This window comes from Candidatus Dadabacteria bacterium (assembly GCA_026705445.1).
Lineage (GTDB): Bacteria > Desulfobacterota_D > UBA1144 > Nemesobacterales > Nemesobacteraceae > Nemesobacter.
Genome location: JAPPAR010000038.1, coordinates 1 through 14790, shown reverse-complemented (window position 1 = coordinate 14790; position 14790 = coordinate 1). Strand labels below are relative to the sequence as shown.

The 14790-nt window shown below is 50.4% G+C and carries 15 protein-coding genes and 1 tRNA gene; 8 read left to right on the top strand and 8 right to left on the bottom strand.

Annotated features, from left to right (window positions below; genetic code table 11):
- The first annotated feature begins 57 nt into the window (after nt 1-57).
- The 5 genes from OXG75_07270 to obgE all read left to right on the top strand — a co-directional run bounded on the left by OXG75_07270 (nt 58) and on the right by obgE (nt 5492).
- Nucleotides 58-2157 carry a CDC48 family AAA ATPase gene (locus OXG75_07270; protein ID MCY3625772.1) on the top strand — a complete coding sequence of 700 codons (2100 nt, stop codon included), beginning with the start codon at nt 58-60 and terminating at the stop codon, nt 2155-2157.
- Between the two features lie 29 nt (nt 2158-2186).
- Nucleotides 2187-3053 carry a prepilin peptidase gene (locus tag OXG75_07265; GenBank protein MCY3625771.1) on the top strand — a complete coding sequence of 289 codons (867 nt, stop codon included), beginning with the start codon at nt 2187-2189 and terminating at the stop codon, nt 3051-3053.
- Between the two features lie 4 nt (nt 3054-3057).
- The gene (locus OXG75_07260) at nt 3058-3873 is read left to right on the top strand and encodes a DUF1460 domain-containing protein (GenBank protein MCY3625770.1); all 816 of its coding nucleotides are present in this window, start codon (nt 3058-3060) and stop codon (nt 3871-3873) included.
- 66 nt (nt 3874-3939) lie between these two features.
- Nucleotides 3940-4362, top strand: a complete 423-nt coding sequence (locus OXG75_07255) for a hypothetical protein (protein ID MCY3625769.1) — start codon at nt 3940-3942, stop codon at nt 4360-4362.
- Nucleotides 4363-4454: 92 nt separating this feature from the next.
- The gene (obgE, locus tag OXG75_07250; GenBank protein MCY3625768.1) at nt 4455-5492 is read left to right on the top strand and encodes a GTPase ObgE; all 1038 of its coding nucleotides are present in this window, start codon (nt 4455-4457) and stop codon (nt 5490-5492) included.
- Here the strand turns inward: obgE and OXG75_07245 are convergent.
- From OXG75_07245 to OXG75_07235, 3 genes are read right to left on the bottom strand one after another with little or no spacing between them, the layout of a single operon-like run.
- Nucleotides 5452-5874, bottom strand: coding sequence for a nuclear transport factor 2 family protein (locus OXG75_07245; GenBank protein MCY3625767.1), 423 nt, complete (start codon nt 5872-5874; stop codon nt 5452-5454). The two genes, obgE and OXG75_07245, sit on opposite strands and share 41 nt — an antisense overlap.
- Nucleotides 5875-5886: 12 nt before the next feature.
- Nucleotides 5887-7023, bottom strand: coding sequence for a tRNA epoxyqueuosine(34) reductase QueG (gene queG, locus OXG75_07240; protein MCY3625766.1), 1137 nt, complete (start codon nt 7021-7023; stop codon nt 5887-5889).
- Nucleotides 7024-7029: 6 nt separating this feature from the next.
- Nucleotides 7030-7488: a hypothetical protein gene (locus OXG75_07235; protein ID MCY3625765.1), complete on the bottom strand. Its 459-nt coding sequence runs from the start codon at nt 7486-7488 to the stop codon at nt 7030-7032.
- A gap of 135 nt (nt 7489-7623) precedes the next feature.
- Between OXG75_07235 and OXG75_07230 the strand changes: the two genes are divergently transcribed.
- Nucleotides 7624-8295 (top strand): rhomboid family intramembrane serine protease, encoded by a 672-nt coding sequence (locus OXG75_07230; GenBank protein MCY3625764.1) that lies wholly within the window; start codon nt 7624-7626, stop codon nt 8293-8295.
- A complete protein-coding gene (locus OXG75_07225) occupies nt 8288-9535 on the top strand; it encodes a 6-phosphofructokinase (protein MCY3625763.1) in 1248 nt (415 codons plus the stop codon). Before OXG75_07230 ends, OXG75_07225 begins: the two co-directional genes overlap by 8 nt.
- 147 nt (nt 9536-9682) lie before the next feature.
- Here the strand turns inward: OXG75_07225 and OXG75_07220 are convergent, their stop codons facing one another.
- The 5 genes from OXG75_07220 to OXG75_07200 form a co-directional block, all read right to left on the bottom strand.
- A complete protein-coding gene (locus OXG75_07220; GenBank protein MCY3625762.1) occupies nt 9683-10231 on the bottom strand; it encodes a hypothetical protein in 549 nt (182 codons plus the stop codon).
- A 218-nt stretch (nt 10232-10449) separates the two neighbouring features.
- Entirely contained in the window at nt 10450-10953 is a 504-nt protein-coding gene (locus OXG75_07215; GenBank protein ID MCY3625761.1) for a hypothetical protein, read from the bottom strand.
- A 257-nt stretch (nt 10954-11210) separates the two neighbouring features.
- The gene (locus OXG75_07210) at nt 11211-12905 is read right to left on the bottom strand and encodes an OFA family MFS transporter (GenBank protein ID MCY3625760.1); all 1695 of its coding nucleotides are present in this window, start codon (nt 12903-12905) and stop codon (nt 11211-11213) included.
- Nucleotides 12906-12953: 48 nt separating this feature from the next.
- Nucleotides 12954-13025, bottom strand: a tRNA-Thr gene (locus OXG75_07205).
- Nucleotides 13026-13122: 97 nt separating this feature from the next.
- Entirely contained in the window at nt 13123-13665 is a 543-nt protein-coding gene (locus OXG75_07200; protein MCY3625759.1) for a hypothetical protein, read from the bottom strand.
- 815 nt (nt 13666-14480) lie between these two features.
- Between OXG75_07200 and OXG75_07195 the strand changes: the two genes are divergently transcribed.
- On the top strand, nt 14481-14790 hold a 310-nt coding region (locus tag OXG75_07195), incomplete at its 3' end, for a hypothetical protein (GenBank protein ID MCY3625758.1).

The following is a 14790-nucleotide window of genomic DNA, read 5'->3' as shown; positions in this document are numbered from 1 at the left end:
CGCTTTCTTGACCATAGAATTTTAAGCGTTAATATCTTTTTTGAAAGGTGCTGACTCATGATATCGCTTAAAATATCGGAAATCCACTCGAGGGATTCGGGAAAGGGTTACGCAAGGATAAGCCCCATAGACATGCAGGAGCTGGGCCTTACGTCCTGGGATCTGGTACAGATAGACGGAAGGAAAAAAACCGTCGTGAGAGCTCTGCCGCTTGATGCCGAAGAATGCGGAGCGGATTCCGTAATAGAAATAGACACTGTAACCAGAGAAAACGCGGGGGTTGAGCTTGACGACATAGTAATAGTGACAAAAGCCGACCTCGAGAAGGCAAGCAGGATAACCCTGTGTCCCAGAAACAAGGCATTTCTCTACGACCCGTCCAAAAGCAAGCGTCTCACCAACAGGCTTGAAGGGCTCCCCGTAACGGTCGGAGACAGGGTATCTGTGAGAGTGTCCGCCGCCAAGACCGAAGACTTCGACGTGCTTACCACGATGCCTGAGCACTCGGTTGTCATAAGTCAGAAAACCCGCATGGACGTGATACAGAGGCCGAAAAACAAGGTGGATGCGGAAAGGGTTTCGTATACGGACATAGGGGGACTTTCAAGCCAGATAAAAAGAATAAAGGAGATTCTCGAACTTCCGATACGCTTCCCATCGCTTTTTGAAAAGCTCGGGGTTCAGCCTCCCAGGGGAATCCTTCTTACAGGCCCCCCGGGAAGCGGAAAAACCCTGCTCGCAAAAGCCATAGCGTTTGAAACGGATTCAAATTTCCAAGTAATAAACGGCCCCGAGGTAATTCACAGGTTCTACGGAGAGAGCGAAGCCAAGCTGCGCCAGATATTTGAGAACGCTACCAAGAACCAGCCGTCCATAATATTCCTTGATGAACTGGACGCGATAGCTCCCCGCCGGGACAAGGTTACGGGAGATGTTGAAAAAAGGGTGGTGGCCCAGCTTCTATCCCTCATGGACGGTCTCACGCACAGAGGAAACGTTACGGTTATCGGAGCGACCAACCTTCCGGACATGATCGACCCCGCGCTTCGCCGTCCTGGCAGGTTTGACAGGGAAATTCACCTTCCGGTCCCCGATACCAAGGCCCGCCTAGAGATATTCCAGGTTCATTCGAGAAGCATGCCACTTTCAAGCGACGTGGACCTTCAGAGACTCTCCGAACTCTCAAGTGGCTACGTGGGGGCCGACATAGAGAATCTCTGCAGGGAGGCGGCAATAAATTCTCTTACCAACATTCTGCCGGACATGGAGCAGGACTTCGTCTCCAACGTCGCACACAGCTTTCTTGTAGAAGTCGGCATGGAAGACTTCCTTGAGGCGCTTCGAAATATCGATCCCTCCGCAATAAGGGAGATAGTGGCTGAGATACCGAAAACCTCCTGGGATGACGTCGGAGGTCTTGAGAACGTAAAAGACGACCTGATTGAATCCGTCATATGGCCCATGAAGCACAGGAATTTCTACGAGGCCTTGGACGTAGAGTCACCCAAGGGAATATTGCTTCACGGCCCTCCGGGAACGGGAAAGACCCTCCTCGCAAAAGCGCTTGCCAACAGAACGGATGTTAACTTCATTTCCATAAAGGGAGCGGAGCTTCTCTCCAAGTACGTCGGTGAATCGGAGCGCGCCGTAAGGGAAGTTTTCAAAAAGGCAAAACAGGTTTCTCCCTGCATAGTGTTTTTCGACGAGCTCGACGCCCTTTGCCCGAGACGCTCCGAATCTAACTCGACCCGCGTGAGCGAAAGGGTGGTAAGCCAGCTGCTTGCCGAGATTGACGGGGTTGAGGAACTCCCGGATGTGCTGGTGCTTGCCGCGACAAACAGGATTGACATGATAGAACCGGCGCTTCTGAGACCGGGAAGATTCGATCTCGTGGTCGAGATCCCGACTCCTTCAAAAGAGGAAATTCTCGAGATCCTCAAAATCCACACTCGGAAAAAGCCTCTCGGGACGGACGTGAAACTCACCGCACTTGCAGAACAGCTTGAAGGCAGAACCGGAGCGGACGTAAAGCTCGTATGCAACAGGGCATCTTTGCACGCGATAAAAGAGCATCTGGGGAAGAACAGGAAAGTCATCAAGCTCTGCAGAAGACATTTTGACCTGGCGCTTTCGGAACTGCAGAAAAGAAACGCTTAACGAAAGCCGCAACTAGGACAGGAATCGCCTTGGAAAGTTCTTTTCTTTTTCTTCATAGCATCGTTCCCGAAATATGGTTTTTCATTCTGGGAGCAGCACTTGGAAGCTTCGCGAACGTCTGCACAATGAGAATTCCAGCCGGAGTCTCGATAGTCTCTCCGCGTTCCCGCTGCACAAGCTGCGAAACCCCCATAAGGGCCCTTCACAACATTCCGATCCTGAGCTGGCTATTGCTTAGAGGCAAGTGCGCCTACTGCGAAGAGCGGATATCGGCCGAGTACCCGCTCGTAGAACTTCTCTGCGCTGTGCTGGCGGTTTTTCTCTACAGGGAGTTCGGAGTGTCGCTTGAAGTGTTCTTCTACCTGGCGCTCTGCACGGGACTTGTGACTATAACGCTGATAGACATAAGACACCTGATCATTCCCGACATGATAACGCTTCCCGGAATAGCAGCCGGGGTTTTGCTAAACGCGGTCAGAACCGACTGGGCGGCCGCGGCCGAAGCGGTTTTTTTCTCCGGCCTTGGGGACTTTCTGCCCGCGACGGCCAGTATCGCCATTTTTAATTCCATAGGGGGGACGCTGCTTGGAGGAGGCGCTTTCTTGCTGATCGCCATGGCATACAGGAACTTGAGAAAAAAAGAAGGAATGGGAATGGGCGACGTAAAGCTCGTAGCGATGCTGGGAGCTTTTTTCGGAATGTGGGGGGTGTTGGTCGTAATATTTCTGAGTTCCATCCTGGGAACCCTTATCGGACTCTCGGTTATAATACTGCGCAAGAAAGATCCGGGACATGCCATAGCCTACGGCCCCTTTCTTTCCCTCTCGGCCGTGCTTTACCTGCTCGGAGACGATCTTTTTCTCCTTGCCGGAATAAACATCGGGTCGCCGGGGTAGAGCCATGAAAAGAATAATCAAAAATCTCTTTCTTCTGATCGTCATAGTTGTCGCGGCCAAGTTCCTGTTCACGGTCTTCGGAAAAGACTTCTCGACTGTACACTCAGAAAAAGTGATTCTTGGGGACTGGACGCAGCAGGAAATAGAAACCCTGATGGAGCAGGCAGCCTTAAAGGACGGTTCCGCCGCCAAAATAGAATTTCTCTCGGAGAAATTTCTCGGAACTCCCTACGCGGGAAACACCCTTGGTGGAGCAAGCGGCGAGACGGAGCAGCTTACAGTGGATCTCTCAGGGGTTGACTGCTTTACCTATATTGACTACGTGGAGTCGCTCAGGCTTTCAGGAAGCTTCGGGGAATTCAAGGAAGAACTCGTGAAAACGAGATATAAAGACGGCGCTGTGCGGTGGGAGAGCAGAAAACACTTTTTCTCCGACTGGGTAAACGGAGACGATAAAAACGCCCGTGATGTAACCCGTGAAATCGGGGGCGACGCAACGGCAGCCGTGACCAAGGAACTGAACAGAAAAACAGACGGCTCTCCCTGGCTTCCGGGACTTGCGACAGTAAAAAGGGACGTAAGCTACGTCCCCTCTGAGAAGTTAAGCCCGCCAGTTCTCCAGGAGATAAAAACGGGGGACTACCTCGGGATCTACTCCGATAAAGACGGCCTTGACGTCTCTCACACGGGAATAGCCGTCAGAAAGAACGGCGTGGTTTACCTGCGTCACGCTTCCACGGTACACGAAAAGGTGCTGGACGAGGACCTCGCCACCTACATGAAAAACAAGCCTGGACTTCTGGTATACAGGGTAAAGTAATGGATTATGTGGTAGAATCAGAACTGCCCCCGGGCGGGGCATGATTGCAATCAAGGAGGCGGTTTAATGTCTTTAAATGTAAACGTAAAGGAACTCACGGGATGTCTCAAGGAAGTGAAGAAGGCTCAGGACTCTCTTGACAATCTTCTTGACTTCGTGGACCTCATGAAAAACGTAAAGGAATCTTTTCCGGGAGATGTAGCAACCCCGGCTGAGAAAATCAAGGAGATTTCAAGAGCCGCCGCTCCCTACATAAAAGAGATAAAGGCCATTTTTGACGGGGAGCTCAACAAGCTTCCGATAAACGATGAAGAGGTTGCCGACGCTGCGAAGAAACTGGTGCTCTATCACGGAGACCACATGCAGGTTCTCATCTGGGCCGAGCAGCAGAAGGCAAACCACGAACCGGATTCCTACTGGTGGAGATACTGGGACGGTATAACGGGAAACGTAAAAAAGGACATAGCGGAACATCAAAAACAGCTCTAGGGCTTCGCCCCGGAGGGGGTCGTCCGAAAAACCTCCAGACCATCCGCAAGACCGAAGCCCCGGCGAGATGATTCTCACCCGCCCAAACCAAAATGCAGTTTATAGACGAGGCGAAAATAACCGTTATATCAGGTAACGGCGGCAACGGATGCGTCAGCTTCAGAAGGGAGAAGTTCGTTCCCAAGGGAGGCCCCAACGGCGGCGACGGCGGCAAGGGGGGAGACGTGGTGGTGGTCGCTGACGCGAACATGTCCTCGCTTCTTGACTACAGGTACAAAAAAGAATACAAAGCCCAGAACGGCCAGCCCGGAAGGGGCAAGGATCAGCACGGAAAATCGGGTTCCGACCTAATCATCCCAGTTCCAGCGGGAACAGTGATAACTTCCTCTGAAGACGGAGAAACGCTTGCTGACCTCATCGAGGACGGTGAGCGCTTTACTGTGGCCAAGGGAGGCGGCGGAGGCAGAGGAAACTCAAGGTTCGTATCGCCGACTAACCGGGCGCCGAGACAAGTAGAGAGCGGGCGCCCCGGAGTGCGTAGGGAAGTAAAGCTCGAACTTAAGGTGCTTGCCGACGTCGGCATCCTCGGGTTTCCAAACGCGGGGAAATCAACCCTCATATCGAAAATCTCGGCCGCGAGACCCAAAATCTCAGGCTACCCTTTCACAACTCTCGTTCCCAACCTCGGGGTAGTAAGCTACGGGGACCATCAGTCTTTCGTAATCGCGGACATCCCCGGGATCATCGAGGGAGCCCACAAGGGACTCGGGCTTGGCATCCAGTTCCTAAAACACGTGGAGAGAACCCGCCTTCTGGTTCACATGCTTGATCTTGACCCGATTTCGGGGAGGGACCCCGTAGAGGATTTTGACAAGATCAACTCGGAGCTAAGGGAGTACTCGGCGAAGCTTGCCGAGAAGCCTCAGCTGGTCGTTCTCAACAAAATCGATATCGTTGAAGCCAAAGACAGAGAAGCGGAGACGGCAAGACAGCTCAAGGGAAAGGACATCGAAACCCTAAGCATATCCGCGGTCACGGGAGAGGGTTGCCAGCAGCTGGTTTACTTAATCGGGGAGAGACTCAGTCTCCTTACTGAAGATTCTCGTAATCAATCTCCGTGCGAGGAATAGGCATCAGGGAAGCGTGGTGAAGCGCCATCTTCCACTCTCCATCAGCAAGCTCAAATATGTTGGTCGCCTGGGCCAGCACCACAACCCTGCGATCGTCTATTGAGTAAGTCGCTCTCTCAACGCAGTTAAGCCAGGCCGAATTTCCCTTCACGTCAACAAAGAAATTCGAAATATCAACGCGGTCAAATCCACCCGTCTCGAAAATGGTCTTCCAGCTCTCCCTTATCGCCTCCCATCCGAGAATTATCGGCCAGCCCGCGTGAACGCACTTGGCCCTGCCGTCGGTAAGCCAGACCCGCTCTATGAGTTCAACATCGTAGCGATTGCGGGCGTCGTAGAATTTTTTGTTCGCCTTTATTATTTCGTCTTTTTCATAACTCATGAGAAACAAACCTCAGTTTCGCGGGGAACCGATAGCATGGTGAATTTCTTCCAGCACTTCCCCGTCGGTTTCGGTCTCAAGCAGACACTCAAGCTCGCCCCTGCAATCCTCTCTCCCGAGCATCCAGAGCGCCCAGACCGCGTGAGCCCTTACGATCGGCTCATCATCTCCGAGAAGGCTCCTTGCGTATTCTATATACTCCTTATTTCCCGAATTTCCAACAGCCACGAGCACATTTCTCATGAAACCCCTGCGCTTGGCCCTCTTGACCGGACTCTTTCTGAAAACCTCCCGGAAACCGTCCCCGTCAAGTTCGAGAAGCCATTTGAAATCGGGACTGAGCAGTTTTTCCCGCGGCCTGAAGCTTTCTTTGAGAGTAAAAAGAGCGTCGTGGTTCCACGGACACACGTCCTGACATACATCGCAGCCGAAAACATTGTTTTCCACCCCTTCCCTCAGCTCAAGCGGCATTTTCCCCTTAAGCTCTATCGTGAGGTAGGAGATGCATTTCCTAGCGTCAAGCACGTAAGGCTCTACTATGGCATCGGTGGGACAGGCGTCTATGCACCTGGTGCAGGTACCGCAGCGGTCTTCAGCCGCCGAGTCGTAGTCAAGCTCGATGTCGGTTATCACCTCTCCCAAAAAAAGCCAGGAGCCGACCTTCTGATTAATAAGACAGGTGTTTTTACCCACCCAACCCACTCCCGAGCGACTCGCGTGCACTTTCTCAAGAACCGGCCCCGTATCCACGTAAGTCCTGACACCTGTTTCTTCGGGGAAAAGACCCGTTATGTAGTCCGCAAGCCCGTCGAGCATCTCTCCCATTACGTCGTGGTAATCGTCTCCCCAAGCGTACCTCGATATCCAGCCGCCACCCGAAGCTTCCGTCGAGCGTGGATTCTCCGTATTGTAGTTAACGGCGCAGGAAACAACCGACCTGGCGCCGGGGAGAACCCTTTCCACTTCCTTCCTCTTAAGAAGCCCTCTCTCAAGATAGTTCATCTCCCCCGCGTAACCCCGCCCGAGCCACCGCTCGAAAAAGTCCGCTTCCGCGTAATGACCCTCCGCCGGGCTTATCCCCACAAGGTCAAAGCCCAGGGCAAGCGCGTGATTCTTTATAAGCATCGAGAGTCGCGTAGTTTCATTCATAAAAACCTATTCCCGGTCTTCCCTTTTCGAGTTAGCAATCAGGTTTCCAAGCTCCGTGAAAACCGCCTCTCCATCGAAGTTCGATACGTAGCTCGAAACCGCCTTGAGGTCAAGCGGAGCGGAGCTTGGCGATACGGAGAAAACCCCGGAGAGGAAAAAATCAACGTCGGAGAGCTCGGAGCCCAGCAGCACGCTGTCCTTTCTCCCCACGCTGTCCAGAACGTAAGCGCGATCGGCGGTTATTTGGTGACCGTTCTCTTCAATCAGACCCCCAAACCCATTTGTTGAGACGAAGTCCCCGCCCCCGGAACCGTAAAAGACAATTTCCACTTCAAGGGAACGAAGCTTCTGAAGAAGCTCGGGCGCAGACAAGTTCTCAGGAATCCCCAGGTCGCCGCCTGAGGCGGAGTCGAACACCGCGACGTTTACCAGAAGGCAAGTTGCCTCGCGGAACTTCTTTTCCATGTCCGTCCTTATCCTTGTCAGAAAATCCGTGCGGCGTTTTCGCAATTTACCCTAACTCCCGGAACTGCCTTAAGTATAATTGTCACAATAATGATACCGATTAGAAGTACAATAAAAACCGAGATCTTTCCCTTTGTGAATTACGCGCTTCTCGCCGTAAACGTACTGGTTTTCGCGTATACCCTTTCTCTGACAGGGGAGACGCTTGAGATGTTCTACCATACGCACGGTATTGTGCCCACCAAGATAACCACCCTCGAGGCCTACGGATTCCTTGACAGAACGGCAAAATATTTCAGTTCCATGTTCATCCATGAGAACTGGATACACGTAGCCGGAAATCTGATTTTCCTCTACATATTCGGAAACGCGATTGAAGACCTGCTGGGCCACGCAAGATACCTGCTTTTCTATCTCGTGTGCGGGATGGTAGCCGTATTCATCCAAGTGGCTCTAAACTCCCATTCAGCAGTTCCGGTAATAGGAGCAAGCGGGGCGGTTTCCGGAGTCCTGGGCGCGTACATGCTCTTTTTTCCAAGATCAAAAATCCTTACGCTTTTCATAGTCCTGGTGTTTGTCTACTTCGTGCGCATAAGGGCTTATCTTTTCATAATTTTCTGGTTTGTCGTTCAGTTTCTGACCGGAATCGGCTATATTGGTGACGCGGGAACCGAGGGCCTGTGGGCGCACATGTCAGGATTCGCCTGCGGAGCCATAGCTGGGGGGAGTTTTCTTTACACGCGGGGATACCGAAGCAAGAAATACAAAGCCGGTTACGGAGCGGGGTGGTACGGACAAGATGACTAGCAAGAAAATGGATAATCTGGGAATAATAGCGGCCGGAGGACCCGCCCCCGGGATAAACGGCGTGATAAGCTCGGCCACTATCGAGGCCAGAAACAGAGGGAAGAAAGTAATTGGAATTCTCGACGGGTTTAAGTGGATATCCATGGGAGACACATCGAAAGTTCTAGATCTTGATATCCAGAACACTTCGAGGATTCACACAACCGGCGGCTCGATTATCGGAATATCAAGACAAAGTCCCCTTGCGACTGAGCAAACCTTTAAAAACACGGTTTCCTCGATTGAAAAACTCGGCATAGGCAACCTGATAACCATAGGCGGCGATGGAACAATGTTTCTCGCAAAGACGCTTCACGAGCACTTCGGGGGAAGATTAAAAATAGCGCACCTGCCCAAAACAATAGACAACAATATCGCCCTTCCCGACTACATATCAACCTTCGGATTCGAGACCGCAAGGGATGTAGGAGCAAAGATAATGAATAACATAATGGAAGAGGCGAGAACTACGGGCAGGTGGTTTCTGGTTATAACCATGGGGAGAAGAACTGGCCATCTGGCTCTTGGAATCGGGCAGTCATCAGGAGCCACAATAACGATAATCCCAGAGGATTTCGAAGAGGAGAAAGTCCCGCTTGAGAAAGTCATAGCCATTCTCGAGGGTTCCATAATAAAAAGAATGAGCATGGGGAGGGATTACGGAGTGGCGATACTCGCCGAAGGAATGCTTGACAAGATAGATCCCGTTGACTTGGGACTTATGGACAAAGACGGCATGGGAAGAATAAGATACGTTGACGTTAACTTCGGTCAGCTTCTCAAAAGCACTCTTGGCGAAAAACTCTCCGAGAAAGGAGTCGAAGTGGAACTGGTGCACAAGAGACTTGGCTATGAAATGCGCTCGGCCAATCCGATTCCGTTTGACGTCGATTATACGCGAAAGCTCGGCTACTGCGCCGTCAAGTACCTGCTTGACGGAGGGGGAGAGGGGGCTCTTGTATACGTAAGAACGGGAAAAATACAAGCGATCCCGTTTCAAGAACTAATAGATGAAAAGACAAACAGCATCAAAGTGAGATATATGGACAAGAACACAGAAGCCTACGAGGTTTCGCAGAAATACATGATCAAGTTAAACCGCGACGATATCGAAACACCCCCGACCCTTAAAAAACTCTCTGAACAGACCAATCTTAGCGGCGGCGAATTCAGGGAGTACTTCGCGAAAATCTTCCGCTGACACAGCACGCTACGTTCGTTTCCAGCGCGAGTGGTTTCTCCGCGAAACTGCGGGACGCAAGTCGGAAGAAAAGCATGCCAATGTTGTGGTTTGTGGTTCCGAAATATGTATTTTGTTGCCCAGAGGTTAACTTATTCTATTCATTGTTTAATTTGTGTCAGGAATCTTTGAACACTTCGCCAGTTCACGGGAAAAGCCGGTTAGGTCAAACTTGGCGATATGAGGAACGTTTTGAGCTTGAAACTCTATCCAGAGACGGTGATGCTTTATCATTCCCTTTATGAGTTCCTTCCAGATTTTGTTAATTTTGGGTTCGTCTAAGTTGGGAAATACAGCCGAGTTGTGGGTCCGGCTATCTATATGAAATAGACGTAGAGTTGGTTCGTTGTTATCGAACTTTGTCCTGATCTTAGTGAACTCGTACTTTTCACCTGGATTTGTTGCATCCAATTTTAATGGTGGTTCATCATCGCTACCTACGACAAATGTTATTTCTCCGCTTCCACAAAAAACAATCAATCCCGCATAGTGACTGCTTTTCTCTATGTTCGTCACTGTACCCACTTTCTCCCTTCTATAATCTTTTCCCCCCGTCATTTCGTCTGTCGGGAGATAGTGTTCCCAAGGCGTTTGTTGGGCTTCAGCACCACCAGCGAGCAATGCAAGCAGGAGGCTAAGTATTAGAATCTTTCTCATCTCTTCCTTTATCCATAGGTTTCATCTGATTTTTTTCTCGTTTCTCTTGCGGTTCTTCTTTCTTCTTCCTGATGTATTTATCCTTAGCGAAAAAACTCTCCACTATGTCTGTCTGCCTCTAAGGTTTCTGGAACAGGGTTTAGTAGGTTTAATTGATCACCCACTCAGATATTTTGGGAATTACATACATAAACAAAAAACTTCTTACAGGAAAAGTATCATTCTTCCACTAGAGTGCAAGTACCAAGTCTGTTATCCCTATCACACTCCTGTCCGAGATAATCTCCGTTCTCATAATAATCAACGCAGGTCGAGCCCCTGACAGTTCCTGATCCATAGGCAAGTCTTTGGCAGTTGTAGAGACCCGGCTGAATGTTATCAAGCTTGATGCACAGGCGACCACGCACATCTACAATCCATTCACCTGTTTCTTCCCGGCTTGGATATCCAGAACAGTCGCTGAAATAGTCCAAGGCTACCGAGTAGGCTACCGTGCTAAGAGCAACTGAAAACGTGCCGTCAGAATCAAAGCGTATACTATTCGCACCGCCCCCGGTACATTCCCATTCGTAGCCTTCCGGGGTTATCAGTTCCTCAGGATGAGTCCCGAAGGGCAGGCTCGCATCCCCGAGAGAGCACTCGTAGTATTCCTCTTCATCTTCGTATTCGTAATCATCAAAAAGATCACTGACGAAGTCTTCTGCGCTGGGGGTACAGCTCACGGAAAAAAGCAGTAAAGCAAATAAAGATAAAGCCTTTTTCACGATATCCTCCTTTCTTAAGTGTAAGACTGACCTCCGACACACGTGGGTGCCGGGCCTTGCTTACAACCAAAGAGATTTGGACGTTCTGCTTATTTCCCTGGAATCGGGTTTTATATTCACAGAGACCCGACGTAGCGGGACCTCTTCAGTTGTAAGCGGGAATAATTATAACTTGGATTGGGGATAAGTAAACTTCTGTTAAGCTCTAGCACACATCAGTCCTTTATGTGATGTTTTTCGTCAACCGGTCTTATCAGAAGATTGCTTATCAGGGCGATTATTAATAGCGCCGCCATCACATACATCGTCGAGTTGTACAAGGAAGCAGTCGGATCTACTGCTCCCTCAGGAGCAATATCCATGAGTTTCGCAAGTGTTACGGTTTTATTTTGCACGAGTATCTCGAGGTCGTTAACTCCGGCTCCGAAAGTCTTGACGAATTCATCTGGCGATACCATTTCTGCGAGGCGATTGATTTCGGCCATAAGCGAACGATCTCTAAGCGAGGTGACCGCCAAGGGACCGAGCACTCCGGCGACGCTCCAGGCGGTCAGCAAATGTCCATAGATGCCGCCGACGTAGCGAGTACCAAACAGGTCGGCAAGATATGCCGGAACGGTGGCGAAGACTCCCCCGTAGAAAGTAAAAATTATCATCGTAGCCGCGTAAAACATTAACAGCCAGAAAATCGAAGGATCAAGATTCACCTGGTGGGCAGTCACGGGAATGGACAAATACAACAAAAAACCGACCGCGCAGAATATCGAACACGTATTGCGTCGCCCCAGTTTATCGGAGGCGCTTGCCCATATAATTCGTCCCAGCATGTTGAACATGCCGACCATCAAGACGTAAGTGGCGGCAAAGGTAACGTCAACAATATCCGGAAGCGCGCTGCTGAATATCTCGGTCATCATTGTCTTGGCAACAGAGATAATCCCGATGCCGGCTGTAACGTTAAGGCACAGCACTACCCACACCTGGTAGAACTGAGATGTTTTTAACGCCTGATCCATATGCACATCTTTCTGACTGATCATTCGCTTGCTGGAATCCTCTCCGGCCGGCTGCTCCCATCCCCGCGGTCTATACCCCGGAACCGGGACACGATATAAAAACGCCGAGATCATTATCACAAGAAAATAAACCACCCCGAATAAAAGAAAGGTCTGGGCGACTCCCGCGGAGCCGGTGCCAACCACATACACCCCGGCCGCTTCGGCTCCGGGCACAAGCACATGTGCCGCCTCGGCAGCCCCCGCGACGACAACCTCTTTGAGCTGACCGCCGACTTCAACAAAACGCCGGCCCGAACGAGTGATCATATCGACTGCGTCGACCGTCCCCAAGTATTGAGGCGCCTTGTAAAAGTACTGGAGGAAAAATTCCTTAAGCGGCACTGCGATCATCGCACCACCACCGAAGCCCATGATCGCCATTCCGGCGGCCAGGCCGCGCCGGTCCGGAAACCAGCGAATCAGGTTGCTGACCGGTGAGACATAACCAAGGCCCAGACCGATACCGCCGATTACGCCGTAACCCAGATAAATCAGCCACAGTTCATGCAAAGTAACACCGAGGCTACTGAGCATGTAGCCACCACCCCAAAAACACGCCGCCATCACACCGACCATGCGTAGTCCCACCTTCTCAACCCATTTGCCGGCAAACGCCGCCGTAAGCCCGGTGAACGCGATTGCGACGCTGAATATCCACACTACCTGACGCAAGGCCCAGTCATCCCCCGCGCTAGTGGCAACGCCAAGCACCTCAATTAACGCGGGATTATATATGCTCCAGGCGTAAACGGAGCCAATGCACAGGTGAACCGCAATAGACGGAGGCACAACCAGCCAGCGGTTGAATTCCGGACCTCTAACGATACGTTCCTTTGATAAAAGACTCGCCATGGGCTGTATCACGCAGTTAGTCGCCGGGGTGGAACTGAGGCTACATACAGCCGACGAGGGGATTCGAACCCCTGACCTGCTCATTACGAGTGAGCTGCTCTACCACTGAGCTACATCGGCAGTAATCATGCGGTTAATTATGACACAGGAAAAAATTTTGTGAATAAGTGCGTGTTATATAGTACGCAGTCTGTCCGCCTGGTTCAGAGTGTGAAGATTAATTAATACTCACCTCTTGTCTGGGCAGAAATATACCCTTGATACAGTTTGGATTGATGACCGCTATCTGGATGTGGTTCTTGGAGAAAAAATGAGCGCCTTCATAAATAGGTTCTCCCTCTATAAAAGCCGCTCTTACAGAATCAAACGGCTTGTCATATTCCCTCTTCGACAACGCACAGGCGTATCGAATTACGGAACAGTCAAGCTCTCTGGCTTTAAAATCAAAGTCGTCTTCACCCATATTACTGTTGCTTGGTAACGGCCTGTCTTGCTCAAATAGAGCCTTTTCTAATTGGGAATATGCATCTTTGAGGAAATCATTGTACTTCTGATCCAGCAAATCCAGACAATTACCCAGTTCCAAGACGGCGCCGAGAACAAAAGGTTCTTTGATTCTGGAATCAGGCCGTCTGCTGTCCTGCTGGGCATACTGATTAGCACGCTCCAGATTGTTTTCCCAGAAATAAATGCCGGGGCCTAGCCAATCATATTCATTGCTACTGGGCTGAAACTCGTCTTCTAGGTTGAGTATTTTCAATCCGGCGGACCTGTCAATGGCATGGAAGCCATAGACAATAGATGGATTTGATGAATACATTCAATCTTTTGTCTTGGAGTAATTCAGGGCTTTCTGATGGGTTTCTTCGCTGAAAAGCTCACGTACAAAATTCCCGTCCGAATCAAGAATGCGGGCTTCCTGCAACAGGCGTAACCGATCCTCTGGAGTGCGAGTCTTTTCAGACTCATTAATCCTTCTCATCAGTTCTTTTACTGAAATATCAATACCCATGTTAGTAAGTAAAATAACTATGTTATGGAATTCTTGTCAAATTAATCAAGACGGACCCATTCCGAAGGCGATCTCTAATTGTCGTGAAATCATTTGAGCAAGTAGACACAATTCTCCGGTAACGCATGCCTATTATAACTCGCGCTGTCTGAACAAACTAGACATGATTAAGGTTCGTAGTCTGACTTCCCCGTATTAGGATCCGAAACCAGACCGGTTCCAGTCATGAATTATGTGATCAGGTTCCATCAACTGCCTCCATTGCTGCAGGTCTGGTCTCAAGTACTATGACGTGTTTTTGAGCATACGAATCCCTTAAGAAAAGAAAATCAGGTTATCGTCTCCATTTCAAAACGAGTATAATTAAGTTTAGAAATCCTTGCAGTGCAGTCTCTTGCGGGGATTTCCGTCAAGCCATTTGATATAATTCCCAACAAAAAGAAGTAAGAAACTCCCCGCTCAAAAAAATGTTCTGGGAAATTGGGAGGAGGACATATGAGATATACGACCTCTGAGAAGCTTGAGATCATCACGACGGCAGATGTCGCAAAGGGTAAGCGTTCATGACAGCGGAAGAATTCTCGGCCGACGACTGGATCGACCGCATTGCCCAGACTCTCCCCGATCTGGCCGAAGAACAGAAGCCCTACTTGAGTGAATATCACAAGCATAATCCGCGTGCGCGTTTCGAGTTAGGGGAGAGGGACGACAATCCGCTGGCTTTCTCCGTGGACGACCTGCGTGACCTCTATGCTATGGCGTTTCATAGCTATGCATTCGGCGAAGAGAAGTACTACGCGGCTCTGAACGCGGCGCTAAACCCCGTGCGGGGCATTCTCCGTTCGTATCCCACGCTAGAAAGAGTTATGAGTC